General features: G+C 64.4%; 26 protein-coding genes. 15 read left to right on the top strand and 11 right to left on the bottom strand.

The genetic code is table 11. The annotated features are described in order from the left end of the window. The first annotated feature begins 108 nt into the window (after positions 1 to 108). Complete coding sequence (locus AC1DYL_RS01845) at positions 109 to 243, top strand: hypothetical protein (RefSeq protein ID WP_477171838.1); 135 nt, start codon at positions 109 to 111, stop codon at positions 241 to 243. A 23-nt stretch (positions 244 to 266) separates the two neighbouring features. Here AC1DYL_RS01845 and AC1DYL_RS01840 read toward each other — a convergent pair whose 3' ends face one another. From AC1DYL_RS01840 to AC1DYL_RS01820, 5 genes are all read right to left on the bottom strand, one after another. Continuing rightward, on the bottom strand, positions 267 to 890 hold the full coding sequence (locus AC1DYL_RS01840; RefSeq protein ID WP_477171837.1) for a nucleoside deaminase: 624 nt from the start codon (positions 888 to 890) through the stop codon (positions 267 to 269). 54 nt (positions 891 to 944) lie between these two features. Beyond that, entirely contained in the window at positions 945 to 1,712 is a 768-nt protein-coding gene (locus tag AC1DYL_RS01835; protein ID WP_477171836.1) for an META domain-containing protein, read from the bottom strand. 89 nt (positions 1,713 to 1,801) lie between these two features. Continuing rightward, positions 1,802 to 2,305 (bottom strand): ureidoglycolate lyase, encoded by a 504-nt coding sequence (locus AC1DYL_RS01830; RefSeq protein ID WP_477171835.1) that lies wholly within the window; start codon positions 2,303 to 2,305, stop codon positions 1,802 to 1,804. Between the two features lie 56 nt (positions 2,306 to 2,361). Beyond that, positions 2,362 to 2,793, bottom strand: a complete 432-nt coding sequence (locus AC1DYL_RS01825; protein ID WP_477171834.1) for a cupin domain-containing protein — start codon at positions 2,791 to 2,793, stop codon at positions 2,362 to 2,364. Positions 2,794 to 2,812: 19 nt separating this feature from the next. Beyond that, positions 2,813 to 3,634, bottom strand: coding sequence for a bifunctional allantoicase/(S)-ureidoglycine aminohydrolase (locus tag AC1DYL_RS01820; protein ID WP_477148720.1), 822 nt, complete (start codon positions 3,632 to 3,634; stop codon positions 2,813 to 2,815). A 370-nt stretch (positions 3,635 to 4,004) separates the two neighbouring features. On the opposite strand from AC1DYL_RS01820, the gene AC1DYL_RS01815 reads away from it, so the two are divergent. Together AC1DYL_RS01815 and AC1DYL_RS01810 are read left to right on the top strand one after the other, a co-directional pair. Continuing rightward, complete coding sequence (locus AC1DYL_RS01815; RefSeq protein ID WP_477171833.1) at positions 4,005 to 4,199, top strand: hypothetical protein; 195 nt, start codon at positions 4,005 to 4,007, stop codon at positions 4,197 to 4,199. Positions 4,200 to 4,202: 3 nt separating this feature from the next. Continuing rightward, the gene (locus AC1DYL_RS01810; RefSeq protein WP_477171832.1) at positions 4,203 to 4,442 is read left to right on the top strand and encodes a hypothetical protein; all 240 of its coding nucleotides are present in this window, start codon (positions 4,203 to 4,205) and stop codon (positions 4,440 to 4,442) included. 20 nt (positions 4,443 to 4,462) lie between these two features. Here AC1DYL_RS01810 and AC1DYL_RS01805 read toward each other — a convergent pair whose 3' ends face one another. From AC1DYL_RS01805 to puuE, 6 genes are all read right to left on the bottom strand, one after another. Next, on the bottom strand, positions 4,463 to 5,182 hold the full coding sequence (locus tag AC1DYL_RS01805; RefSeq protein WP_477171831.1) for a DNA alkylation repair protein: 720 nt from the start codon (positions 5,180 to 5,182) through the stop codon (positions 4,463 to 4,465). A gap of 7 nt (positions 5,183 to 5,189) precedes the next feature. Beyond that, positions 5,190 to 5,756 (bottom strand): SRPBCC family protein, encoded by a 567-nt coding sequence (locus AC1DYL_RS01800; RefSeq protein WP_477171830.1) that lies wholly within the window; start codon positions 5,754 to 5,756, stop codon positions 5,190 to 5,192. 95 nt (positions 5,757 to 5,851) lie between these two features. After that, a complete protein-coding gene (locus AC1DYL_RS01795) occupies positions 5,852 to 6,310 on the bottom strand; it encodes a VOC family protein (protein ID WP_477171829.1) in 459 nt (152 codons plus the stop codon). Between the two features lie 101 nt (positions 6,311 to 6,411). Next, on the bottom strand, positions 6,412 to 6,894 hold the full coding sequence (locus tag AC1DYL_RS01790; RefSeq protein WP_477148727.1) for an SRPBCC family protein: 483 nt from the start codon (positions 6,892 to 6,894) through the stop codon (positions 6,412 to 6,414). 20 nt (positions 6,895 to 6,914) lie between these two features. Beyond that, positions 6,915 to 7,271 carry an ArsR/SmtB family transcription factor gene (locus tag AC1DYL_RS01785; RefSeq protein ID WP_477148728.1) on the bottom strand — a complete coding sequence of 119 codons (357 nt, stop codon included), beginning with the start codon at positions 7,269 to 7,271 and terminating at the stop codon, positions 6,915 to 6,917. A 228-nt stretch (positions 7,272 to 7,499) separates the two neighbouring features. Further along, entirely contained in the window at positions 7,500 to 8,918 is a 1,419-nt protein-coding gene (puuE, locus tag AC1DYL_RS01780; protein ID WP_477171828.1) for an allantoinase PuuE, read from the bottom strand. A gap of 209 nt (positions 8,919 to 9,127) precedes the next feature. On the opposite strand from puuE, the gene uraH reads away from it, so the two are divergent. The 12 genes from uraH (at position 9,128) to AC1DYL_RS01720 (ending at position 24,321) form a co-directional block, all read left to right on the top strand. Next, positions 9,128 to 9,484, top strand: a complete 357-nt coding sequence (gene uraH / locus AC1DYL_RS01775) for a hydroxyisourate hydrolase (RefSeq protein WP_477171827.1) — start codon at positions 9,128 to 9,130, stop codon at positions 9,482 to 9,484. Further along, on the top strand, positions 9,485 to 10,948 hold the full coding sequence (gene xdhA, locus AC1DYL_RS01770) for a xanthine dehydrogenase small subunit (protein ID WP_477171826.1): 1,464 nt from the start codon (positions 9,485 to 9,487) through the stop codon (positions 10,946 to 10,948). Next, positions 10,945 to 13,272 (top strand): xanthine dehydrogenase molybdopterin binding subunit, encoded by a 2,328-nt coding sequence (xdhB, locus tag AC1DYL_RS01765; protein WP_477171825.1) that lies wholly within the window; start codon positions 10,945 to 10,947, stop codon positions 13,270 to 13,272. The genes xdhA and xdhB overlap by 4 nt, the downstream gene beginning before the upstream one ends. Continuing rightward, positions 13,269 to 14,150 carry a xanthine dehydrogenase accessory protein XdhC gene (gene xdhC / locus AC1DYL_RS01760; RefSeq protein ID WP_477171824.1) on the top strand — a complete coding sequence of 294 codons (882 nt, stop codon included), beginning with the start codon at positions 13,269 to 13,271 and terminating at the stop codon, positions 14,148 to 14,150. Before xdhB ends, xdhC begins: the two co-directional genes overlap by 4 nt. Beyond that, positions 14,140 to 15,708, top strand: coding sequence for an ABC transporter ATP-binding protein (locus tag AC1DYL_RS01755; protein WP_477171823.1), 1,569 nt, complete (start codon positions 14,140 to 14,142; stop codon positions 15,706 to 15,708). Before xdhC ends, AC1DYL_RS01755 begins: the two co-directional genes overlap by 11 nt. After that, positions 15,698 to 16,792 carry an ABC transporter permease gene (locus tag AC1DYL_RS01750; RefSeq protein ID WP_477156544.1) on the top strand — a complete coding sequence of 365 codons (1,095 nt, stop codon included), beginning with the start codon at positions 15,698 to 15,700 and terminating at the stop codon, positions 16,790 to 16,792. Before AC1DYL_RS01755 ends, AC1DYL_RS01750 begins: the two co-directional genes overlap by 11 nt. 8 nt (positions 16,793 to 16,800) lie before the next feature. Beyond that, complete coding sequence (locus AC1DYL_RS01745; protein ID WP_477172025.1) at positions 16,801 to 17,718, top strand: ABC transporter permease; 918 nt, start codon at positions 16,801 to 16,803, stop codon at positions 17,716 to 17,718. A 29-nt stretch (positions 17,719 to 17,747) separates the two neighbouring features. After that, a complete protein-coding gene (locus tag AC1DYL_RS01740; protein ID WP_477156545.1) occupies positions 17,748 to 18,833 on the top strand; it encodes a BMP family ABC transporter substrate-binding protein in 1,086 nt (361 codons plus the stop codon). 190 nt (positions 18,834 to 19,023) lie between these two features. Continuing rightward, positions 19,024 to 20,244 carry a urate hydroxylase PuuD gene (locus AC1DYL_RS01735; RefSeq protein WP_477148737.1) on the top strand — a complete coding sequence of 407 codons (1,221 nt, stop codon included), beginning with the start codon at positions 19,024 to 19,026 and terminating at the stop codon, positions 20,242 to 20,244. Then, positions 20,241 to 21,548: a guanine deaminase gene (guaD, locus tag AC1DYL_RS01730; protein WP_477171822.1), complete on the top strand. Its 1,308-nt coding sequence runs from the start codon at positions 20,241 to 20,243 to the stop codon at positions 21,546 to 21,548. Before AC1DYL_RS01735 ends, guaD begins: the two co-directional genes overlap by 4 nt. Before the next feature lie 130 nt (positions 21,549 to 21,678). After that, positions 21,679 to 23,892, top strand: a complete 2,214-nt coding sequence (locus AC1DYL_RS01725; protein ID WP_477171821.1) for a malate synthase G — start codon at positions 21,679 to 21,681, stop codon at positions 23,890 to 23,892. A gap of 108 nt (positions 23,893 to 24,000) precedes the next feature. After that, a complete protein-coding gene (locus tag AC1DYL_RS01720) occupies positions 24,001 to 24,321 on the top strand; it encodes a hypothetical protein (protein WP_477171820.1) in 321 nt (106 codons plus the stop codon). The last annotated feature ends 2 nt before the right edge of the window (positions 24,322 to 24,323 follow it).

Here is a 24,323-nt window from a genome sequence, read left to right as displayed (position 1 = left end):
TTGCAATGTTCGTGATGTCGATGGCGACGCTGACCATCGCCGCCTCCGCCCTGCCGGTCGAAGTGGCCCCGGTCACCACCCAGCTCGCCGATCTCGGCTGAGGCCGAGATGACCACCGATCGGGAGCACGGCCGCACCCGGCCGGCCACCATGAACAGCACCACCCAGATCCTGCTGCTTGTCCTGTTCGCCACGGCGCTCGCCGTGCTGGCTTTCGCCGCAGCGAGCGTTGTGCTGGTCTGAGCCTTGGCTCAGCAGGCTGAGCGTCAGCTCAGCGGGATACCCTTGTTTCCCTTGTCCCTCTGATAGACGGCCGAGAGGTCATTGTAGGCGGCGTTGAGATCATCGACGCGCGCCACGAGCCGCTCCTTCGATGAACGGTCGAGGCCGGCGATCATCTGCTGGATGTCGTGGCTCTGAAAGAACGCGTTCTTGCGGTTGTAGAGCGGGCGGTCCTCGGGGACGTAGTCGCGGTCCGGGTCCGGCACGGCGTAGACTTCCCTTAGAATGCGGATGTCGTGCGGGATGCCGAAACTGTCGCGCGTGTCCTCGTAGCTGAACAGATAATAGAAATTGTCGAAGCCGGACCAGGTAATGCCCGAGAGGCAGAGCGAGCAGGGCTCGTGCGTGGCGAGGAACAGGCAGTCCTGGGGCACGGGGCGCTGGTCGGCTGGCAGCTCGTAGAAGCGCTTGATGGCGTGTATTTCGCCGTGCCAGAGCGGGTTCTCGGTCTCGTTATTGGTCTCTCCGACGACCAGCGACAGGTCGGATTTTCTGAGGATCGCCGCGCCGAACAGCTTGTTGCCGCCGCCGACGCCGCGCTTGGTCAGCGGCAGCAAGTCGAGCTCGATGACGTCGAGCAGGCGGGAAATCAGGTCGGGCGTATGCATGCGGGTCTCCGGTTCGATGCTTCGAACCTGTCGAGAGCGGCGCGGAACGTCAACCTAGAAGCGTGACTTGGCGAGGCTCGCGAGTTCGATCCCGGCACCGTCGATCAGCACCAGGTGGTCCTTGTCCAGCCGCCAGAAGCGAGTGTCGGCGAGGGCGGCGAAGAAGCTGTCTTCCTGCTTGGTGGCGTCTTCGGACTGGCAAGCCATGCGGGTGGCTGCGACGGCGCTGAAGATCAGCCGCTCGGCATTCACTTCGGCCTGGGCGAACCACGAGTTGCAGCCCCCGCGGCCGCCGGCACGCATGTCCGAAGCGATGGACAGCGAGGAGACGACGCCGCGGGCTACGGGCGCGCCATTGATGGTTTCGGCCTGCCAGGTGATGTCGAGGATTGGCGGCGGGGGCGGAGCGACCTCGGGCTCGACGACAGCCTCGTCGGCGGGCACCATGTTGACGATGATGAGGATCGGGGCGGCCGGCGCCAGCGGGTCGATGGCGTAGGGTTCGGCGTTGCGGAACCACACCGTGCCCTCGCCGGAAATCTCGGCGACCAGCGCGTAGGTGTGGCCGGCGACGATGACGTTTTCATCGAAGTTCAGGGTGAAGGTCAGTGGCACCTGGCCGGGGCTCGCAATCGGCGCCTTGGCCGAAACGCGGGGCTCGTCGGGCGTGGCGAGGTCGATCAGCGACACCATGAGCGTGCCACCGGGCGGCAGCGCGATCCGCTCGCGATAAGTCACGTCGCCCTTGAGGGTCACCTTGGCGGCGAGCGCAGGGCTCGCGAACGCCAGCAGCAGCGCCGCGATGGCCAGAACGATACGCATGGAAATGCCTCCACCCTCAGTCTGTTGGGTTAGATTATGGAGCAATTGCAACGTAGTTGCGACGGGGAACGGACGTCTCGGTAAAGAATTCAGCCGCGTTGCGCTACCAAGTACGGCTCGTCGAAGAAGTATTCCTCGAGGTTGTTGCCTTCGCCGCCGCGGTCGATGATCAGGAAATCAGAGGTCTCGCCGAGCGGCGTCAGCACGCCGTGCCAGGTATTCATCGCCATGTTGATGCCCTGTCCGGGCGCGGCGAGAAAGGCACGCGGAGTGCCGGGCATGCCGCCCTCGTCGGGCGCAACGATGGAGAGGAACGGCCGCTGCGACAGCGGATAGAATGCCTGGCTGCCGAGCGGGTGTCGTTCCACCATCTTCAGCGTCAGCGGCAGGGGGTAGTGTTGCCCGCGGGCGATCGACACCAGCGGGCGAGGATGCACGCCGCCGAGCTCCACCTTGGCGAGATCGTGGTAGCGCTCGGTCATGCCGCCATTGATCGGATAGTGGTGTGCGCCTTCGGTCTCGATCACCTGGCCGAACGGCGCGTAGGCCTCGCGGGTCAGCGGTTCGATGAAAATGGTGCGGCCGGCTGACATTGCGACTCTCTCGCGCCAAACTTAGCCGATGTGCCGCGTGGCGAAAGCCCGGCCGCTCACGGGGCGATCTTGATGGTGTTGGCCTTGCTGCCGCCACCCATGTAGACGGCGACAAGCTTCATCGGCACCGTGCCGGTATTGGTGCCGTTGTGCGGCCAGCCGACGGCTTCGAGCAACGCGTCGCCGGCGCGGTAGGTCTTCTTGCCCTTGTCGCCGTAGTCGACTGTCAGCTCGCCCTCGAGAATGTAGGCGAACAGCGGCACCTCGTGCTCGTGCAGGCCCGTCTCGCCGCCGGGCGGGATGGTGACGATGGCGGCGGTGACGTTGGGCGTGCCTTCGGGGTAGGCGAGGGGCGCACCCAGCACGTCATTGCCGCTTTGCAGCAGCGGCGTGAGGAGGTTCTGGTAGGTCTGCGGCGTCAGATCCTCGGCCTGCGAGGTGGAGCCGAACGCCAGAACGAACACGGCGGCATATGCTAGGCGTTTCATCTGTTTCCCCCCGGAGCGGCTAGAGCGTGAGCTTCATGTGCCGGTTGACGTCCTTGTAGAGCAGGTAGCGGAAGCGACCCGGTCCGGCGTAGCAGGCCTGCGGGCAGAAGGCGCGCAGCCACATGAAATCGCCGGCCTCGACCTCGACCCAGTCGCGGTTGAGCCGGTAGACCGCCTTGCCCTCGAGCACGTAAAGGCCGTGCTCCATGACGTGGGTCTCCTCAAAGGGGATGACCGCACCTGGTTCGAGTGTCACGATGTTGACGTGCATGTCGTGGCGGACGTCGGTGGGATCGACGAAGCGGGTGGTGCCCCAGCGGCTATCGGTGCCCGGCATCCAGATGATCGGCTCGTCCTGCTCGTTGGCGACGAACGCGGCGGGCGTATCGATGCCCTCGACGGCCTCGTAACGCTTGCGCACCCAGTGGAAGCGGACCGGCGCAGTCGACTTGTTGGTCAGGGCCCAGCGCGTGCCGGGCGGCAGAAAGGCATAGCCGCCGGCCTTCAACAGGTGGGTCTTGCCTTCGAGGGTCAGCGTGGCCTGCCCATCGACGACGAACAGCACACCCTCGGCGCCCGCATCGGGCTCTGGCTTGTCGCTGCCGCCACCGGGGAACACTTCGACGATGTACTGTGAGAAGGTCTCGGAGAAGCCCGTCATCGGGCGGGCGATGATCCAGGCGCGGGTGTCCTTCCAGTGCGGTAGGTAGCTGGTGACGATGTCCCGCATGACCCCATGCGGAATCACGGCATAGGCCTCTGTGAAAACGGCGCGACCGGTGTGCAGCGCGGTCTGATCGGGCAGGCCGGCCATCGGGCTGGCGTAGGTATTGGGGGCCATGGGACGCAATGGTTGTGGAAGACGAGTCGTCTTAGCACGGACGCCGCGGGGTCATCTCCCCCCTTGCGGGGGAGAAAGCGATTTCTTGGGCTTAGCGTTTGCCAAGCCTTAGAAATCGCAAGAGAGGGGACCCGTACGCTGGTGACGATCACCGAGGAGGGTTGGAAGGAATCGCAGAAGGGCGTTGGAGGCCTGCATCGGCAACACCGAGGGGTGGACCGGGATGCTGTGCGCCATGAAGGTCTATCTCGAGCACGGCTTCAACCTGCGCGAGGGGTTCTACAAGTAGCGCCGCGGCCGTTAACGGGCGTGGGCCAAGACGAAGCGCCACTGTCAGAAAAAGTTTAGGAATCGGGCGCAGACTCCGTACATGGCTACGCAACCGCACGATGACCCACATCGCCCGCTGCTCGATCCGATCCAGCTCGAGGAGGCTGGACGTGCACTGAGACAGTGGATCGACCGCCTGCTCGGCCATGCCGAGCCGCAGGTCAACACCGACATCGACTGGGAAGACGGCGAACCCAGGGACGATCGGCGCGACGGGTTGTCTCCGGGGCACTGACCGATGGATTGGCTCCGCGACTTTCAGCAGTCGTTCCGGGAGCCGGTCTACGGATTTCTCACCACGTTCTGGCCTGTGCTGGCAGTCATCGCGCTGGTGGCCCTCGGCTGGCTGTTCGGCAGCATGGTCCACAGAGCCCGTCGCGGCGGCAGCGGAGATAGCGGTGGAGGGGGCGGCGACTTCTCGTTCGGCGACTCGGATGGGGACGGGGGTGGCGGTGATGGCGGTGGCGGCGGCGACTGAGGCTCAGTAGCGCTCGCAGGTCATTTCGCCTTGCCCATCGCCAGGTAGCGGGCGCGCTCTTCCGGGGAATAGTGCTCGAGTGCGTTCCGAAGCATGACGCGCGGCATGCGGGCGGCGTGTTTGTCGAGGAAGGCGTTCAGCGCCGGGCGATTGGTGTCCGTGGTGCGCAGCATCCAGCCGACCGCCTTGTGGATTAGGTCCTCGCGGTCGTCGATCAGTAGTTCGGCGATGGCGAAAGCGTCGTCGAGCTGGCCGCGCCGGATGAACGAGAAGGTCGCGAGGATGGCGGTGCGGCGCTCCCATATGCTGCCGGATTTTGCCAGCCGGTAGAGGATGTCGCGCGGGCGATCGACGAGGTGCGGGCCGATCACGTAGTAGGCGGCGAGGTCGACCAGATCCCAGTTGTTGATGCGATCGTGCCGGCGGAGGTAGAGGTCGAACAGCTCCTGTCGACGCTCGGGCGCGGTTTTCTTCGCCGCGTACTGCTTGGCCATGATGCTCATGGCGGCCGCGCGGGCCTCGTGGATGTCCGACTCCATGAGCTTTTCGATCTCGGCCGGTGGGGTCAGTATGAATTCCTTGGCGAGGGCGAAGACGTGGCCCATGCGGACGCCGATGAAGGTGTCGCCATGGGCGTACTCGCCCTCTCCGAACTTGAAATAGCGCTGGTACTTCTTCAGCTCCTCGCCCGACTGCAACTCGTGCAGCCGCGCGAGGACGGCGTCGGCGGTGAGGTCCATCTGCCCCTCAGAAGGTCTGGCCCATCTGATCCATTACCATCTCCAGCCCCTGTTGCGAGCCGTCCATCAGTGCCTGTGTCGTGGTGGTGTGCTCGGTGATGGTGACGACCGTTTTCTCGCCCTCGGGAACGAGCGTCACCACGGTCCCGACGTTGCGCGGGAATTCGGCGGGCATGCCGATGCTGGTCGGCTCGATCAGGTTGCCGTCTTTGTCGGAGAGGTTCTGAGTGTATTCGATCCGCTCGTTGGGCACGACCTTGCTGTAGTCCCAGCGCATCCAGATCTCAAAACCCTCAGGCGACTTCATGCAGACGATCGAGGCGCCGCCCTCGCGCACGTCCATGCGGGCTTCCGGGCAGGTCCAGGGTTTTGGTCCCCACCACTTCATCACCTGGGCGTCCTCAGTCCAGGCGGCCCACGCCCGCGCGGGCGAGGCATTGAAGGTGCGGGCGACGGCGACATCGTGGGTGATCAGCTCGGGCATGGCAGTCGTCTCCTCGGCAAGCGCGTTGCGGATCGGCAGGAACGGGGCGGCGAGGCTCGTTGCCGCAAGGATCAGGGTTCGGCGGCGCATCTTGCACTCCTTTTTTGGGCAAGCCGGTCCCGCCCGCTTGCTGGGTGCACGCGGTGAAAACCGGCTCGCGATGGGTTGTGGGGGTAGGGGCCGGCTTACTTGCCGGCGTAGGCTTTCTCGAGGTCGGCCACCACGATCTTCTTCATCTGCAGCATAGCCTGCATGGCGCGGGCGGCGCCCGCACGGTCGCTACCGCCGAGGAGCTCGCCGAGTTGCTTGGGGACGATCTGCCAGCTGAGGCCATATTTGTCCTTCAGCCAGGAGCACTGGCTCTCCTCGCCGCCATCGGCGGTGAGCGCGTCCCAATAGTAGTCGACTTCCTTCTGGCCCTCGCAATCGACGGTGAAGGAGATCGCCTCGGTGAACTTGAACATCGGGCCACCGTTCAGTGCCATGAATTCCTGGTCCTTCAGGCGGAAAGTCATGGTGATGATGCGACCATCGGGATAGCGGTCCACCTTGTGGACTTCGCCGTCCTTGAAGGTCTTGATGTAGAAGTTGACCATCTCTTCAATGCGATCGTCTATCCACAGGCAGGGCATGATCTTGGGCATTTGACGTCTCCTCGTTGGGGTTGAGTTCTCTCGTTCACTGCACGGGTAACGTGCAGCGGCGGGAATGGTCGTAGTGGTCGTCGGGTTAATGGGGCGCTGGGCTAAGCGGTCAGCCGCTCCGCCAGTAATTCGTCGAGGCGCTTGAAACCCATCTCCATGCCCTCGGCCATCGGGGTGGCCTTGGCGCCGTCGCGGGCTTCCTTGCTGGCGTAGAGCACCGTCAGGACGGAGAGCGTCTTGCCGCCCTCCTCGGTGAAGGCGTTGGTGTTGATGGTCTCGCCGCCGGTCCAGTCGATATCGAAGCGCTCGGTCGACTTGATCCATTCGGGACGGGTGATCTCTTGAATGACGCCGCCATGCGCCATCTCATAGCCCCCGGGACCGACAGCGACGAAGCGCCATTTGCCGCCCACGCGAGCATCGAATTCGCAGGTCTGGAGTACCCATTCGGCAGGGCCAAGCCAGCGCTTGATCAGGGCCGGGATGGTCCAGCAATCGAAGACGAGGTCGCGTGGGGCGTTGAATTCACGCGTCACGGCGATCTCGCGGTCGGAGGGCAGTGTGATGGACAGGGGCTTGAACATGGGCGGCTCCTCCGCTTGCTTCAGTTCTTCTTGTCGCCCTTGGGGGCGAAGCGCTGCAACTCGTCGAGCAGGTTGTCGAGGCGCTGGTAGCTCTGCTCCCAGAACTTGCGGTAGTTCTCGAGCCAGCCCACCGCATCGGCCAGCGGCAACGCCTCGATGTGCACCGGGCGGCGCTGCGCGTCCTTGCCACGGGACACCAGCCCGGCAGCTTCCAGTACCTTGATATGCTTGGAAATGGCCGGCTGGCTCATGTTGAAGGGCTCGACCAGTTCGTTCACCGACGCGTCGCCCTCGGCCAGACGCGCAAGGATGGCGCGCCGCGTCGGGTCCGCAAGGGCGGCGAAGGTGAGATCGAGCTGGGTTTGGGTCGCGGGCATTTCATAACCTGTTCGCTATATAACAATATGGTTATCATTGATGTCGGAGAGGATGTCAAGCGGGTGGTGCGGGATTTCGTCCGGGCAAGCGGAAGCGGACGGGCGCCTCCCGGCCTCCCCCATGAAGGGGAGGTGAAGAAGGGCCGGTGCTCAGGCTTGATGGTGCCAAGAACTGGATGAGACACCTCCCCTTGTGGGGGAGGATGGGAGGGGGCCGTCTGCCTCGGCTTACGCGCCCAGAATCTGCCGGATCCGCAGTTCCGCGATCCGCTCGACCTGCCGGCAGGCCGTGGCGAACTCCACGTCCCGATCATTGGCCAGCCGCTTCTCGAAGGCCTGCATGATCTGCGCCTTGGTGTTGTCCCGCACCGCGATGATGAAGGGGAAGCCGAACTTCTCCACATAGGCGTGGTTCATGTCGCCAAACGCCGTGCGTTCCGCGTCAGTGAGCGCATCGAGGCCGGCCGAGGCCTGCTCGGCTTCGGACTCCGAGGTGAGCCGCTTGGCGGCCGCCAGCTTGCCGGCCAGATCCGGGTGGGCATTGAGCACGCCGAGCCGCTCCTCGTCGGTGGCCGAGCGGAACACCTGGCACATCAGCGCATGGAGACCGGTGGCCGTGTCGTGCGCCGGTCCCATCTCACGCTTATGGGCGCGGGCGGCAACCCACTCCGAGTGCTCGAAGACGTTGCCGAACAGCTGGGTGAAATCGTCCAGCGCCAGTTCGGACGGGACAATCTCCTGCTCTACATAGGGGTGTGTCTTCAGCCAATGCTCGGCGATATCGATACGCTTGGCGATCCAGACCTTCTCCTTGGTTATGATGTAGTCGACGAAGCGCTTCAGCCCGGCGAAGCGGCCGGGCATGCCGACGAGGCGGCAGTGGAGCCCGAGCGACATCATCTTGGGCGAGCCGGCCTGGCCCTCCTCGTAGAGAACGTCGAAACTGTCCTTGAGCAGCTGGAAATATTCGTCGCCATTGGCGAAGCCGGACGGCGTGGTGAAGCGCATGTCGTTGGTGGCGAGCGAGTAGGGGATGATCAACTGCGGCGCGCCGAAATGCTCGCGGTAGTAGGGCAGGTCGTCGTCGTAGGTGTCGGAGACATAGGCGAAGCCGCCTTCCTCGCTGGCGAGGTCGACGGTGTTGACCGATGTGCGACCGCAATACCAGCCGGTCGGGCGGCTGCCGACGACCTCGGTGTGGAGCTTGATCGCGGCGTGCAAGTCCTCGCGCTCGTGCTCGATGTCGTAGTCCTTGTAGTCGATCCACTTCAGCCCATGGCTGGCGATCTCCCAGTCGGCGTCGAGCATGGCCTTCACCTGCTCGGGCGAGCGCTGCAGCGCGGTGGCGACGCCGTAGACGGTGACCGGCAGGTTGAGCCCTGTGAACAACCGGTGCAGGCGCCAGAAGCCGGCACGGGCGCCATATTCGTACATCGACTCGACGTTCCAGTGGCGCTTGCCCGGCCAGGGAGCGGCGCCGATCACGTCGACGAGGAACGCTTCCGACGCAGCATCGCCGTGGAGGATGTTGTTCTCGCCGCCTTCCTCGTAGTTGAGGACGAACTGCACCGCGATGTGCGCACCGCCCGGCCATTGCGCGTCCGGGGGATTCGGGCCGTAGCCCTGCAGGTTGCGGGGATAGCGCATGAGTACACCTCGTAGTTCGTCAGGAATTTATGGCCCGGGGCGGCGGCCCGCCGCAAGGGCAGCAAAAGTGGACCAGTTGGTAAAATTCCGACGGCGACCCCCTTGGAACGGAGCCGAATATGCTCAATAGTCGGGCAATCTTGAACGAGTGCCTCAACGGCAAGCGGCGGCTGTTCGGGCGGCCCAACGAGGGGCGAAGGAAGTTACATATGGCGGGTCCTGCACGCCTGACGACGCACGTACTCGACACTACACATGGCAAGCCGGCCGCCGGAATGCGGCTCGACCTGCTCATGGTACACGGCGACCACACGCACCATATATGGTCCGGACACACCAATGCCGACGGGCGGGTGGACCAACCGCTGCTGGAAGGCGACCGCTTCCATCTGGGCAGCTATGAGCTGATCTTCCATGTGGGGCAGTATTTCGAGCGGCTGGGCGTCGATCTCGCTACCCCGTTCCTCGACACGGTGCCGGTCCGTTTCGTACTTAGCGAGATGGCGCACTACCATGTGCCGCTGCTCGTTTCGCCCTATGGGTACTCGACCTATCGGGGGAGCTGAATGACCGAGATTCGCAACCAGCTACGGTTCATCCTCAACGACCAGGACGTCGTGCTGGAAAGCATTTCGGCGACGCGCACGCTGCTGGATTTCCTGCGGCTCGACAGGCGGATGACTGGCTCCAAGGAAGGCTGCGCCGAAGGCGATTGCGGGGCCTGCACGGTGCTGGTAGGGCGGCTTAGCGGCGATGAGCTGGTCTACGAATCCGTCAACGCCTGCATATGCTTCGTTGGATCTCTTGATGCGACGCATGTAGTGACCGTGGAACACCTCTCGGCCGCCAATGGCCCACTGCATCCGGTGCAGCAGGCGATGGTCGATCATCATGGCAGCCAGTGCGGCTTCTGCACGCCGGGCATCGTGATGTCGCTCTATGGGCTGTGGATGCAGGACACCAACCCCTCCACCAACGCCATCGAGACGGCACTGCAGGGGAACCTCTGCCGCTGCACCGGCTATGCGCCGATCATCAAGGCAGGCAAGGCGATATCGAGCTACGGGGCGCTGGCGGCTGATCCGCTGGAGACCGAGCGCCAGTCGATCAAGGCGCGGTTGCAGGCTATGCGCGACGGCAGGCGGGTGGAGATTGGTGAGGGCAAGGACCGGCTGATCGTCCCGGCTTCAGCCGACGATCTGGCCGAGGTGTATGCGGCCAACCCGACCGGCACGCTGGTGTCGGGCGCTACGGACGTTGGCCTCTGGGTCACCAAATTCATGCGCGACATTGGACCGATGATCTTCATCGGCGAGGTGCCGCAATTGCACCGGATCGAAGAGACGGATGGCGCGCTGAAGCTTGGGGCAGGGGTGACCTACACCGAAGCGACCGGCGCGATTATCCGACGCTTCCCGCAGCTCGAGGAGCTGTGGATGCGGATTGGCGGCGCGCAGGTGCGCAACATGGGTACCATCGGCGCCAACATCGCCAATGGTTCGCCGATCGGCGATACGCCGCCGCCGCTGATGGCGCTGGGCGCCTCGATCACGCTGCGGAAGGGCGATGTACGCCGCGAGGTGAGGCTCGAGGACTTCTTCATCGCCTATGGCAAGCAGGACCGGCAGCCCGGCGAGTTCGTCGAGAGCGTCACCATCCCGTCGCTGCCCGAGGGCGAACTGTTCGCCTGCTACAAGATCACCAAGCGCAAGGATGAGGACATCTCTGCGCTGTGCGGCGCGTTCCGGCTGAAGCTCCATGGCGACAAGGTCGCGGCAGTCACCATTGCTTATGGCGGCATGGCGGCGACGCCGAAGCGGGCCAAGGCGGTTGAAGCGGCGCTGCTGGGCAAGGCGTGGAATGTCGCGACGGTCGAAGCCGCAATCCCGGCGTTTGCCGAGGACTACCAGCCGCTGACGGACATGCGCGCTTCGGCCGAGTACCGGCTGCTGGCCGCGCAGAACCTGCTGCGCCGATTCTTCCTCGAGACAACTGGCGAGCGCCAGCGGCTGACGAGGGAGGTGGCATGAACAAGCAATCTCCGATCACCACCTCGCCGCTGCATGTTTCCGCGCCACACGACTCCGCAATCAAGCAGGTGGCCGGGCGAGCCGATTACATCGACGACCTGGTCGAGCCCGAGGGCACGCTGCACGCCTATCTCGGCATTTCGACCAAGGCACACGCCGAAATCGCCTCGATGAACCTCGATGCGGTCCGCAAGGCGCCCGGAGTCATCGGCGTCCTGACCGCCGAGGACATCCCGGCCGAGAATGACATCAGCTCGGTGCACAAGCACGACGAGCCAGTGTTTGCGTCGACCCATGTCGTCACCTGGGGCCAGCCGCTGTTCGCGGTGATCGGCAAGACCCGTGAAGCGGCGCGGCGGGCGGCAAAGCTGGTGAAGATCGAGTATCGCGACCTGCCGCATGTCACCGATGTGGATGCGGCGGTAGCGGCGGGCGGCAAGCTCGTCACCGAGCCGCTGAAGCTCGAGCGCGGCGATGTCGATGTGGGGCTCACGGGGTCGCAGCATCGGGCCAAGGGTCGGGTGCGGATCGGCGGGCAGGAGCATTTCTACCTCGAAAGCCAGGCGGCGCTCGCCATTCCGGGCGAGGATGACGAAGTCACGCTGCAGGTTTCGAGCCAGCACCCGACCGAAATCCAGGTGATGGTGGCGCAGGTGCTGGGCGTGCCGCATGCTGCCGTGACAGTGAACATGCGCCGCATGGGCGGCGGCTTCGGCGGCAAGGAAACGCAGGGGAACCTGTTCGCGGTGGTCGCTGCGGTGGCGGCGAAGAAGTTCAACAAGGCGGTGAAGATCCGTCCGGACCGCGACGACGATTTCCAGATCACCGGCAAGCGCCACGACTTCGTCGTCGACTACGATGTCGGCTACAATTCGGACGGCAAGATCCAGGCGGTGACGGCGACCTACGCGGCGCGTTCCGGCTATTCGGCCGACCTCTCGGGCCCGGTGACCGACCGGGCGCTGTTCCATTGCGACAATGCCTATTGGTACCCGGCGGTGCGGGTGAACTCGCTGCCGCTGTTCACCAATACGGTCTCCAACACCGCCTTCCGCGGGTTCGGTGGTCCGCAGGGGATCATCGCAGCGGAGCGGTGGATCGAGGACATCGCCTATGCGCTCGGCAAGGATCCGCTGGAGATCCGCAAGGCCAATTTCTACGGCACCGACACCAACAATGTGACGCCGTACCATCAGGTGGTCGAGGACAATGTCATCCACCGGGTGATCGAGGACCTCGAGCAGAGTTCGGACTATCACGCGCGCCGCGCTGCGATCCTCGCGTTCAACAAGACCAGCAAGGTGCTCAAGAAGGGCATCGCGATGGTGCCGGTGAAGTTCGGCATCTCGTTCACCGCCACCTGGCACAACCAGGCCGGCGCGCTGGTGCATGTCTATCGCGACGGCTCGATCCATCTCAGCCACGGCGGCACCGAGATGGGGCAGGGGCTCCACATCAAGGTGATGCAGGTGGTCGCCGATGCCTTCGGCGTGCCGGTGGAGCGGGTGCAGATCACGGCGAGCAATACCGGCAAGGTGCCCAACACCTCAGCTACGGCTGCTTCGTCGGGCACCGATCTCAACGGCATGGCGGCGCTGGACGCGGCCAACCAGATCAAGGCGCGGATGGCCGCGCATGCGGCGTTCATCTACGAGGTCGAGCCCTCGGAAGTGCAGTGGGAGTTCGGCGGTATTCGCGCCGGCCAGCAGTTCGTGCCGTTCGATGAACTGGCGACCTCGTGTTGGATGAACCGGGTGCAGCTTTCGGCCGCCGGGTTCTACAAGACGCCGAAGATCCATTGGGATCGCGCCACCGGCCGCGGGCATCCGTTCTACTACTTCGCCTATGGTGCCGCGGCGTCCGAGGTGACGATCGACACGCTCACCGGCGAGTACCAGATCGACCGGTGCGACGTGCTTGAGGATGTCGGCCGCTCGCTCAATCCGGCGATCGATATCGGGCAGGTGGAGGGCGGCTTCATCCAGGGTGTTGGCTGGCTGACGACCGAGGAGTTGTGGTGGGACGACAAGGGGCAACTGCGCACCCACGCGCCCTCGACCTACAAGATTCCGGTCGCTTCCGATGTGCCGCGCATCTTCAATGTGAAACTTGCCGAGTGGAGCATTAACAAGGAGCCGGCGATCGGCCGGAGCAAGGCCGTCGGCGAGCCGCCGCTGGTGCTCGGCTATTCAGTGGTCGAGGCGCTCTCGATGGCTGTGGCGTCCGTCGCCGACTACAAGATCGCGCCGCAGCTCGACATGCCGGCGACGCCGGAGCGCGTGCTGATGGGCGTCGAGCGGATGCGGAAAGGGCGCGCAGCGTGAGCATCTCCCGGCAGGAGATACGCACCTTTCTCGCCGCCAACCCAGCGGCCATTGTCGCCGAACTCACTGCCGTTCGTGGCTCGTCGCCGCGTGAGGCGGGGACGTTCATGCTGATTTCGTCCGAGGCGCAAACCGGCACCATCGGCGGCGGGGCGCTTGAATACATGGTGATCGACCGCGCGCGGCAGGTGCTGCGTGGCGGCGAGCACGAAGACAGCCTCGATATCCCGCTCGGCCCCGAGATCGGCCAATGCTGCGGTGGTCGGGTGGATGTGTCGCTGAAGCGGCTGACTCCTGCGATTGCCAAGGCGCTGGTCGCGCGGCTAGAGGCCGAGCTCGCGACGCGCCCGCATGTCTACCTGTTCGGTTCCGGTCATGTCGGCCATGCGCTAGCTCGCGCACTGTCGGCGCTGCCGCTACGGGTGCACGTGGTGGATACCCGACCGGACGAGTTGGTGAACCTCCCCGACAACGTCGAAACCCACGCGGTGGCAATGCCCGAGGCGGTGGTGCGTTCTGCCCCAGCCGGCAGCGCCTACGTCATCCTCACCCACGATCACGCGCTGGATTTCCTGATCGCCGCGGAAGCCTTGCAGCGGGCCGACGCGCCGTACATCGGCATGGTCGGTTCGAAGACCAAGAAGGCCCGGTTCCGCAACTGGTATCTCGACGAGAACTATCCCGCAGCACCGCTCGAGCGACTGGTCCTCCCGATCGGCGGCAAGGCGTTCCCCGATGGGCTTGGGGACAAGCGGCCGGAAGTGATCGCGGCGCTGGCGGCGGCAGAAATTCTGGTCCACATTGGCCGGCGGGAAGTCGAAGACATTAAGGCGCGGCCGGCCACCGTAACGAAGTCGGGAGCCGCTGTTGGACAGTAGCATCGCGCCGCGTCTGCAACTGACGGGTATCACCAAGCGCTTTCCCGGCGTCCTCGCCAACGACAGCGTTTCGTTTTCCGTCCTGCCCGGCGAGATTCACGCATTGCTCGGCGAGAACGGGGCCGGCAAGTCGACGCTGGTCAAGATGATCTACGGGATCATGCAGCCGGATGCCGGCGAGATCCGCTGGAACGGCCAGCCGATCACCGTCACCAACCCCAAGGCCGCCCGCAAGCTCGGTATCGGTATGGTGTTCCAGCATTTCTCGCTGTTCGAGGCGATGACGGTGCTGGAGAACATCGCGCTGGGCATGGATTCGAAGATCCACGCCCGCGATCTCGAAAAGAAGATCGCCGAGGTGATGACGCAGTACGGGCTGAAGCTCGACCCGCATCGCACGGTCTCGACGCTGTCGGTCGGCGAACGCCAGCGGATCGAGATCGTGCGCGCGCTGCTGCTCAACCCGTCGCTGCTCATCATGGACGAGCCCACCTCGGTGCTCACCCCGCAGGAGGTGGAGCAACTGTTCGTGGTGCTGCGCCAGCTGGCGAGCGAGGGCTGCTCGATCCTCTACATCTCCCACAAGCTGCACGAGATTAAAGCGCTGTGTGAGACCGCGACGATCCTCCGCGGCGGCAAACTCGTCGATACGCTTGATCCCAGGGTCGAGACCTCGCGCTCGATGGCGGAGAAGATGATCGGCGCGGGCCTCAAGGAGATCAGCAAGCCGGCCGGGCGCTCGCTCGGCAAGGAGAAGCTGGTGGTCAACCGGCTGACCATCCCGGGAGCAGGGCCGTTCGGCATTCCGCTGCGCAACATCAGCTTCACGGTGCGGGCCGGAGAAATCTTCGGCATCGCGGGTGTTGCTGGCAACGGCCAGAATGCGCTGCTGCTGGCGCTTTCGGGCGAAGTGCTGTCGGGCGACGCCGAGGCGATCACCATCGACGGCGCGCCGGTCGGCCAGCTGCCGGCCAAGTCGCGGCGGCTCAAGGGCCTCGCCAGCGTGCCGGAAGAGCGGAACGGCCACGCCGCGGTGCCCGAGTTCAGCCTCGCGGACAACACCATTCTCACCGCCCGCGACCGACTCGGCATGGTCAGCGCCGGGCTGATCAAGGCGGGGGCCGCCAAGACCTATGCCGGCGAGGTGATTACCGCCTTTGCGGTAAAGGCGCTGGGGCCCGGTGCGACAGCCGGTTCGCTGTCGGGCGGGAACCTGCAGAAATACATCATGGGCCGCGAAATCCTGCAGAAGCCGAGCGTGCTGGTGGTCAGCCAGCCAACCTGGGGCGTCGACGCAGGGGCTGCGGCGGCGATCCACCAGGCTATCGTCGACCTCGCCGCCGCTGGTTCGGCGGTGGTGGTGATCAGCCAGGATCTCGATGAGCTGCTATCGCTCTGCGACACGCTGGCGGTGATCAACGAGGGCCGGTTGTCACGGCCGATGCAGGTCGCGGGCGCCGATATCGAGGAGATCGGCCTGTTGATGGGCGGCATTCACGGCGAAGCGCCGACGACGCCGACTGCTGACGCGGAGCTGGAGTTGGCCCATGCGCATTAAGCTCGAGAAGCGCCAGGAGCCGAGCAAGCTGATGCAGGTGGTGACGCCGATCGCCTCGGTATTGCTCACCATGCTGGTCGGCGTCGTGGTGTTCGACCTGCTCGGCATCGATGGCCAGCGGGCGGTGATCGACATCTTCGTTACGCCGCTGCTCGCGTCGTACAAATGGCAGGATGTGGCGGTGAAAGCCGCGCCGCTCATCATCATCGCGCTCGGCCTTTCCATCGGCAACCGCGCCAATGTCTGGAACATCGGCGCCGAGGGGCAGTACATTATCGGAGCCCTGTGTGCCGCCGGCATCGGCCTTGCCGCGGGCACGGCGGGCGGGCCGATCATTGTCGTCACCATGATCCTCGCCGGCATCGTCGGCGGCAGCGCCTGGGCCACGGTCCCGGCGGCGCTGAAGACCCGCTTCGGGGTAAATGAAATCCTCTCCAGCCTGATGCTCACCTATGTGGCGCTGCAGGTGCTGAGCTATCTGGTTGGCGGCCCGTGGAAGGACCCCAACGGCCGCAACTTCCCGGCCACCGCGCCGCTGCAGCCGGACCAGACGCTGCCGATCCTGTTCCCCGGCAGCACCGTCCATCTCGGCGTCGCCATCGCCGTAGTGCTGCCGTTTGTGTTCTGGCTGCTGATGTCGCGCTCGGTGTTCGGCTACCAGATCCGCGTCGTCGGCTCGGCACCCAATGCGGCGCGCCATGGCGGCTTCGATGGCAACCAGACGGTGTGGCTCGCCATGCTGATCGGCGGCGGCATGGCGGGCCTCGCCGGGGCGCTGGAGTTTGCCGGTGCGCTGAAGGCGATCAATCTCGGCTTCCCGTCCGGCTACGGCTTTACCGCCATCATCGTGTCATTCCTCGGCCGGCTGCATCCGATCGGGTGTCTGATCGCCGGCATCGTGCTGGCTGTCACCTATGTCGGCGGGCAGGTGGCGCAGACCACGGTGCATATTCCCAACGCCACGGCCGGCATCTTCCAGGCTATGATGCTGTTCTTCATCCTCGCGAGCGACATCTTGGTCCGCTACCGCGTGCGAGTGGTTCCGTCGGTCAAAGCTGCTCCGCAGCCGGCAGCGGGGGAATAGCGATGAGCATGGATTTCATCATCGCAGCCATCATCACCATCGTCGGTATCTCGACACCGATCCTGCTTGCGGGGCTCGGTGAACTGGTGGTGGAGAAATCGGGCGTCCTCAACCTGGGCGTCGAAGGCATGATGCTGGTCGGCGCAATCGCCGGGTTCGCGGCGACGGTCGTGACCGGAAACCCGTGGCTCGGAGTGCTCGGCGCGGGGGTCGCGGGAGCGCTTGCTGCGTCGCTGTTCGGCTTCTTCGTCCTGACGCTGAATTCCAACCAAGTAGCAACCGGCCTGGCGCTGACCATTTTCGGCACGGGTCTCTCTTCGCTGACCGGCCTTAGTTTCGTCGGCCGGATCATCCCGCAGTTCGGCTCGATCTTCCCGCCCGAGTTGGCCCGTGATCCGCTACTCAAAGTGTTCTTCGGCTACTCGCCGATCGTCTACTTCGCGCTGATCATGGTGTTCGCGGTCGGCTGGTTCCTCAAATCCACCCGTTCGGGTCTGATCCTGCGCGCGGTCGGCGAGAACGACCTTTCGGCGCACTCGATCGGCTACTCAGTGGTCGGCGTGCGCTACGCAGCGGTCGCCTTCGGCGGCGCCATGGCAGGCATAGGCGGGGCGTACTTCTCCATGGTGATCACCCCGATGTGGGCCGAGCGGATGACCGCGGGCCGTGGCTGGATCGCGCTGGCGCTCGTTGTGTTCGCCGGCTGGCGCGCTGGTCGGCTGCTTGCCGGGGCGTACTTCTTCGGCATCCTGATGGCGCTCGAGCTCTACGCCAAGGCGGCGGGGTTCTCGATCCTGCCGTCGCAGTTCTGGGCAGCGATGCCCTACCTCATGACCGTTGTGGTCCTGACGCTGATCTCCATGCGGGATCGGGTCGGCCTCAACGCGCCTGCTTGCCTCGGCAAGCCCTTTCTTCCCGCAACGTAGAAACGCCAATAACGTAACAGGAGACGTCCATGGCAAATCTCAATCGCCGCCACTTCATCGCTGCCGCAGGCGCAGCCGCCGCGGCCCTGCCGCTGGTCGGCGGTACTGCCTTCGCGCAGGAAAAGATCAAGATCGGCTTCATCTTCCTCGGGCCGATCGGCGACTATGGCTGGACCTGGGCCCACAACAAGGGCCGCGAAGCGGTCAACACCGCGCTCGGCGACAAGGTCGAGACGATCTATGTCGAGAACGTCGCTGAAGACGCCTCGGCCATCCCGGTGATCCGCGACCTGGCCCAGCAGGGTTGCAAGCTGATCTTCACCACCTCCTACGGCTACATGGATCAGACCATCGAAGTCGCCAAGGAATTCCCGGACGTGAAGTTCGAGCACGCCACGGGCTTCAAGCGCGCCGACAACGTCTCGACCTACAACTCCAAGTTCCACGAAGGCCGCGCCGTGCTCGGCACGATCTCGGGGATGATGGGCAAGTCCGGGACGCTCGGCTATCTCGGCTCGTACAAGGTGCCCGAAGTGGTGCTGGGCGTGAACTCGTTCGCGCTGTCGGCGCAGCGGAAGAACCCCGACGCCAAGGTCAAGCTGGTGATGATCGACAGCTGGTTCGACCCGCCGAAGGAGGCCGCGGCCACCGAGACGCTGATCAACCTCGGCTGCGATATCGTCACCACCCACACCGATAGTCCGGCGGCTCTGCAGATCCTCGAGCAGAAGGGCCTCCATGGCTTCGGCCAGGGCGCAGATATGTCGAGCTTCGCGCCGAACGCCCACCTCACCGCCATCGAGGACATCTGGGGCCCGTACTACATCGAGCGCGCCCAGGCGATCGTCGATGGCACCTGGACTTCGACCGACACCTGGGATGGCTTCAAGGAAGGCACCGTGGTGATTTCGCCCTACAACAAGGCGGTCCCGGCGGACGTCGTCGCCGAGGCGGACAAGATTCAGGCCGGCTACAAGGACGGCACGTTCAACATTTTCACCGGCCCGATCTACGACCAGGACGGCAACCTGAAGGTGAAGGAAGGCGAAGTGATCTCCGACGCCGACCTCGCGGTGATGGACTGGTTCGTCAAGGGCGTCGAAAGCGCTGCCTGATTTCGCTATGAACTGAGAGGAGGCGGGCGCGAGTCCGCCTCTTTTCACGGGTGGTGTCCATCACCTAGCGTCATTCCCGCGAAGGCGGGAGCTAGTGCGGACCAACCGCCGCACCAGGGCATTTGGGACGACCCCGCTTCCCGCCTTCGCGGGAATGACACCGGTGGGGTTGGCAGGGACTAGGGAACCGATGACCGACTACGCAATCTTCTGGGAATGGCTGAGTTTTGCGGTGCGCTGGACGCACGTAATCACCGCCATCGCCTGGATCGGCTCGAGCTTCTACTTCATCGCGCTCGACCTGGGATTGCGGAAGACGCCGAGCCTGCCGCCGCTGGCGCATGGCGAGGAGTGGCAGGTCCACGGGGGCGGCTTCTACCACATCCAGAAATATCTGGTGGCGCCGGATTTCCTCCCCGAGCACCTGACCTGGTTCAAGTGGGAGAGCTATTTCACCTGGATTTCTGGGTTCATGTTGCTGGTCGTCGTCTACTATTTCGGCGCCGACCTGTTCCTCATCGACCGGCACGTGCTCGACATCGCGAACTGGCAGGCGATCCTCATCTCGCTCGGTTCGATCGTTTTCGGCTGGTACGCCTACGACTTGCTCTGCAAGTCGCGGATCGGCAACTCGACCGGTGGGCTGATGGTGGTGCTGTTCGCCATCCTCACGGCGATGAGCTGGGCATACACGCAGGTGTTCACCGGCCGGGCCGCGATGCTGCACATGGGTGCGTTCACCGCGACGATCATGGCAGCGAACGTCGCGATGATCATCATCCCCAACCAGAAGATCGTGGTGGCGGACCTGAAGGCGGGGCGGGTGCCGGATGCCAAGTACGGCAAGATCGCCAAGCAGCGGAGCCTGCACAACAACTACCTCACCCTACCGGTGATCTTCTTCATGCTATCGAGCCACTACCCGCTGGCCTTCGCCACGCAGTGGAACTGGCTGATCGCCTCGCTGATCTTCCTCGAGGGCGTGCTGATCCGGCACTTCTTCAACACTCGCCATGCGCGTAAGGGCAACCCGACCTGGACCTGGCCGCTGGTGATCGTGATCTTCATCCTCTGCGCCTGGCTATCGAGCGGCCCGAAGCTGCCGACCGGGGCGGAAACGGTTGCTTCGCCCCAGGCGACGCTGCTGATGCAGTCGCCGCATTTCCGCGCTGCTTCCGATGTGGTGCAGACCCGCTGCACGATGTGCCATACCGCCGAGCCGGCGTGGGAGGGCATCGCCGAGGCACCCAAGAACGTGATCCTCGACAACGACATTGCCGTCGCCAACCACGCCGAGCAGGTGGCGATGCAGGCCGGCTATTCGCACGCCATGCCGCCCGGCAACGTCACCGACATGACCGACGAGGAGCGCGCGCTGATCGTCGCCTGGTTCCGCGAGGGCTCGCAGTGAAGATCACCATTCTTCGCGGGCGCGTGCTGACCTTCGTCGAGGAGCCGCGGAGGCGGGACGACCACGCCTCGTATCGCTACATCGAGGACGGCGCCGTGGTGATCGGCGACGGCAAGATCGTCATGGTGGGCGAGTGGAACGAGCGCGCTGCGTCACATCACGATGCGGCCGACATCATCGACCACCGGCCGCACCTGATCATGCCGGGGTTCATCGACCCGCATATCCATTTCCCGCAGATGCAGGTGATTGGCGCCTATGCGGCGGCGCTGCTGGAGTGGCTCAACACCTACACCTTTGTCGAGGAACAGCGGTTCGGGGATGAGGCGCACGCGACCCGTATCGCTTCGCGCTTCTTCGACGAGCTGATCCGGCACGGCACCACCACGGCGGCCGCCTATTGCTCGGTGCACCCGCAATCGGTGGATGCGTTCTTCGGCGAGGCCGAGAAGCGCGACATGCTGATGGTCGGCGGCAAGGTGATGATGGACCGTAACGCGCCGCCGGGCCTGATGGATACGCCACAGTCGGGCTACGACGATACCAAGGCCGGCATCGCGAAGTGGCATGGGCGGGGCAGGGCGCACTACGCCATCACGCCGCGTTTTGCCATCACCTCGACGCACGAGCAGATGGCGATGGCCGAGGCGCTGGCGCGGGAGTTTCCGGACCTCCACATCCAGACGCATGTCAGCGAGAATCTCGCCGAGATCGCCTACGCCAACGAGTTGTTCCCGAACTACGGGGACTATGTCGGGATTTACGAGAAGTTCCACCTACTCGGACCCAAGACGCTGCTCGGGCACTGCATCCACCTCAGCCATCGCGAGACCGAGGTGATCTCGGAGACGCGGTCCGTAGCGGTGTTCTGCCCGACCTCGAACCTGTTCATCGGCTCCGGCCTGTTCGATTACGAACGGCAGCATGAGCGCGGGGTGCGGATCGCTACGGCGACCGACGTGGGCGGCGGCAGCTCGTATTCGATGCTGCGCACCATGGACGAGGGCTACAAGGTGATGCAGCTGCGCGGCCAGCGGCTGACGCCGTTCCGCTCGTTCTTCCATATGACGCTGGGCAACGCCCGGGCGATGAGCCTCGACGGGCGCATCGGCACGCTGGAGGCGGGCAAGGAAGCCGACATCGTAGTGCTGAACTCCGGCGCAACGCCGCAGATGGCGCTGCGGATGGAAACCTGCAATTCGCTGGAGCAGGAGCTGTTCCTGCTGCAGACCTGCGGCGACGACCGCGCGGTGGTCGAGACCTACGTGATGGGCAAGCCGATGAAGTCGGCGCTTGCCGCGTAACTTGCCGCTCGCACGGGTTCATCCCGCGAAAGCAGGAAACTCCGTTTGCAATCTCTCGGCAAGCGAAGGAAACAGAGGTTCCCGCTTTCGCGGGAATTACCCGGCGGGTGCGGAAAGACTGAGGATAGAAATGGCTGACTACATCGAGAAATCCGGCCTCAAGGTCGATCGGCTGCTGGTCGATTTCGTCGAAAAGGAAGCCATTCCGGGGACCGCGGTAAGTGCCGAGCAGTTCTGGAGCGGGCTTGCCGGGCTGGTGCGGGATTTTGCGCCGAGGAACCGCGAACTGCTGGCGATCCGTGACCGGATCCAGACCCAGATCGATGACTGGCACAAGGCCAACGGCCCGGTCGGCGCCGATCCTGCGAAGTACCAGTCGTTTCTCAAGGAGATCGGCTACCTCGTCGCCGAACCTCAAGATTTCACCATCGAGACGACGGGGCTGGACCCTGAAATCTCATCGATCTGCGGCCCGCAACTGGTGGTGCCCGTGTCGAACGCGCGCTATGCGCTGAACGCCGCCAACGCCCGCTGGGGCAGCCTTTATGACGCGCTCTACGGCACCGATGCGATTTCGCGCGAGGACGAACTGGCGCCGGGCAAGGGCTTCAACGCAGCGCGCGCTGCTGCGGTGGTTGAGCGGGCTGCCGAGTTCCTCGATGCGTCGTTCCCGCTCTCCTCGGGTAGCCATCGTGACGTCACCGGTTACCACGTGGTCACGGGCACCATCCGGGAGGTCTTTTCCGACATCCTTGGCAATCACACCGACAGCACGCGCGAACAGAGAATCTTCGTGGCAGACACCGCTGCCGGCCGCGTTGTGCTGAAGGATCCGGCGCAGTTCGTCGGTTACGGCGGTACCCAGGAGCGTGGCGAGCTGGTGCTGCGCCACAATGGGCTACACGTGGTGATGGTGATCGACCCGTCGAACACCATCGGCGCCTCGCACAAGGCCGGCCTTGCTGATCTCGTGATCGAGTCTGCGCTGACCACCATTCAGGACTGCGAGGATTCCGTCGCGGCGGTGGATGCCGAGGACAAGGTTGGGGTCTATCGCAACTGGCTCGGGCTGATGAACGGCACCCTGAGCGAAACGTTCAAGAAGGGCGGCAAGCCGCTCACCCGCAAGCTAAACGCCGACCGGCAGTACAAGGACATCAACGGCCAGCCGCTGACCCTCAAGGGCAGGGCACTGCTGCTGGTGCGCAATGTCGGCCACCTGATGAGCACGAGGGCAGTGCTCGACCCGGCCGGCCAGCCGATCGGCGAAGGGCTGATGGATGCGGCGGTGACGGCGCTCTGCGCGCTCAGTGACAAGGTCAACTCGACCACCGGCGCCATCTACGTGGTGAAGCCGAAGATGCACGGGCCGGACGAGGTCCAGTTTGCCTGCGATATCTTCGGCGCGGTCGAGGAAATGCTCGGCCTCAAGCCCGAAGCAATCAAGATCGGCATCATGGACGAGGAGCGACGCACCTCTGCCAACCTCAAGGCTGCTATCCACGCGGCGCGTCGCCGGGTGTTCTTCATCAACACCGGTTTCCTCGATCGCACCGGCGACGAGATCCACACCTCGATGCTGGCCGGTCCGGTGCTGCGCAAGGACGACGTGAAGGCCGAAAAGTGGATCCAGTCCTACGAGGACCGGAACGTCTTGATCGGGCTCGCTGCCGGGTTCTCCGGCAAGGCGCAGATCGGCAAGGGCATGTGGGCTCGGCCGGACGATATGGCGGCGATGCTGGCGAGCAAGGCGGCGCATCCCAATGCTGGCGCCAATACCGCCTGGGTGCCGTCGCCGACGGCGGCGACGTTGCATGCGCTCCACTACCACCAGATCAACGTGTTCGAGGCGCAGAAGCGCCGCCACAACCAGGCGACGCCGGGGTTAGGCGAGTTGTTCTCGATGCCGGTGCTCGATGCCTGGACGCTGACGAAGGCCGAGATCATCCGCGAGCTCGACAACAATGCCCAGGGCATTCTCGGCTACGTCGTGCGCTGGGTCGATCAGGGCGTCGGTTGCTCCAAGGTGCCCGACATCAACAATGTGGGGCTGATGGAAGACCGCGCCACCTGCCGCATCTCTTCGCAGGCGGTCGCAAACTGGCTGAAGCACGGGCTGGTTAGCGAGGCCGAGGTCAAGAGCTCGTTCGAGAAAATGGCGGCGGTGGTCGACGGGCAGAACGCCGGCGATCCGCTGTATCTGCCAATGGCCGGGCACTTCGATACGTCGATCGCCTACCAGGCGGCGCTGGCGTTGGCGCTCGAAGGCGCATCGCAGCCATCGGGCTATACAGAGCCAATTCTCCACGCGGCGCGCGAAAAGATCAAATTGGCGAGCGTGTAGGTTCCCTGGTCACAAATGTTTGCAATGGGCAACCATGCCCAACCTCTGCCGTTCTCGGGGCAGGCCACTCCCTGGGCCTCAAAAGAAAAGAACGGTAGGAGACTTTCAATGACTCGTTCCTTTATTTCCGCCATGGCCCTGACTGGTGCGATGTTGTTCTCCGGCGCTGCGATTGCGCAGACGGTGGTGGGCGGCGTTACTGTGTCGGCAGAGGATTTACCCAAGGTTCAGGCGGCGTGCGACACGCTGGCTGCCAAGGCGCAGACGGATAGCGGTGCTACCAGCACCGACACCGCCGCTAGTGCCGAGACGAGCACCGACGCTACCTCGGGTGAAACCGATGCCGGTATCGATGCCACGACCACGAAGAGCATCGATCTGGCCCTGCTGACCTACGAGTCCTGCAAGGATGCCGGCCTCGTGAAGTGACG

The sequence above is a fragment of the Devosia sp. P1_H9 genome (assembly GCF_056405135.1).
Note: the sequence above shows the minus strand (reverse complement) of the source record. Positions and strands in the feature narration are given on the sequence as shown.

Coding starts and splice junctions, on each gene's coding strand:
- AC1DYL_RS01845 (WP_477171838.1), top strand. CDS start 109: ATGACCACCGATCGGGAGCACGGCCGCACCCGGCCGGCCACCATGAAC.
- AC1DYL_RS01840 (WP_477171837.1), bottom strand. CDS start 890: ATGCATACGCCCGACCTGATTTCCCGCCTGCTCGACGTCATCGAGCTC.
- AC1DYL_RS01835 (WP_477171836.1), bottom strand. CDS start 1,712: ATGCGTATCGTTCTGGCCATCGCGGCGCTGCTGCTGGCGTTCGCGAGC.
- AC1DYL_RS01830 (WP_477171835.1), bottom strand. CDS start 2,305: ATGTCAGCCGGCCGCACCATTTTCATCGAACCGCTGACCCGCGAGGCC.
- AC1DYL_RS01825 (WP_477171834.1), bottom strand. CDS start 2,793: ATGAAACGCCTAGCATATGCCGCCGTGTTCGTTCTGGCGTTCGGCTCC.
- AC1DYL_RS01820 (WP_477148720.1), bottom strand. CDS start 3,634: ATGGCCCCCAATACCTACGCCAGCCCGATGGCCGGCCTGCCCGATCAG.
- AC1DYL_RS01815 (WP_477171833.1), top strand. CDS start 4,005: ATGGCTACGCAACCGCACGATGACCCACATCGCCCGCTGCTCGATCCG.
- AC1DYL_RS01810 (WP_477171832.1), top strand. CDS start 4,203: ATGGATTGGCTCCGCGACTTTCAGCAGTCGTTCCGGGAGCCGGTCTAC.
- AC1DYL_RS01805 (WP_477171831.1), bottom strand. CDS start 5,182: ATGGACCTCACCGCCGACGCCGTCCTCGCGCGGCTGCACGAGTTGCAG.
- AC1DYL_RS01800 (WP_477171830.1), bottom strand. CDS start 5,756: ATGCGCCGCCGAACCCTGATCCTTGCGGCAACGAGCCTCGCCGCCCCG.
- AC1DYL_RS01795 (WP_477171829.1), bottom strand. CDS start 6,310: ATGCCCAAGATCATGCCCTGCCTGTGGATAGACGATCGCATTGAAGAG.
- AC1DYL_RS01790 (WP_477148727.1), bottom strand. CDS start 6,894: ATGTTCAAGCCCCTGTCCATCACACTGCCCTCCGACCGCGAGATCGCC.
- AC1DYL_RS01785 (WP_477148728.1), bottom strand. CDS start 7,271: ATGCCCGCGACCCAAACCCAGCTCGATCTCACCTTCGCCGCCCTTGCG.
- puuE (WP_477171828.1), bottom strand. CDS start 8,918: ATGCGCTATCCCCGCAACCTGCAGGGCTACGGCCCGAATCCCCCGGAC.
- uraH (WP_477171827.1), top strand. CDS start 9,128: ATGGCGGGTCCTGCACGCCTGACGACGCACGTACTCGACACTACACAT.
- xdhA (WP_477171826.1), top strand. CDS start 9,485: ATGACCGAGATTCGCAACCAGCTACGGTTCATCCTCAACGACCAGGAC.
- xdhB (WP_477171825.1), top strand. CDS start 10,945: ATGAACAAGCAATCTCCGATCACCACCTCGCCGCTGCATGTTTCCGCG.
- AC1DYL_RS01750 (WP_477156544.1), top strand. CDS start 15,698: ATGCGCATTAAGCTCGAGAAGCGCCAGGAGCCGAGCAAGCTGATGCAG.
- AC1DYL_RS01745 (WP_477172025.1), top strand. CDS start 16,801: ATGGATTTCATCATCGCAGCCATCATCACCATCGTCGGTATCTCGACA.
- AC1DYL_RS01740 (WP_477156545.1), top strand. CDS start 17,748: ATGGCAAATCTCAATCGCCGCCACTTCATCGCTGCCGCAGGCGCAGCC.
- AC1DYL_RS01735 (WP_477148737.1), top strand. CDS start 19,024: ATGACCGACTACGCAATCTTCTGGGAATGGCTGAGTTTTGCGGTGCGC.
- AC1DYL_RS01725 (WP_477171821.1), top strand. CDS start 21,679: ATGGCTGACTACATCGAGAAATCCGGCCTCAAGGTCGATCGGCTGCTG.
- AC1DYL_RS01720 (WP_477171820.1), top strand. CDS start 24,001: ATGACTCGTTCCTTTATTTCCGCCATGGCCCTGACTGGTGCGATGTTG.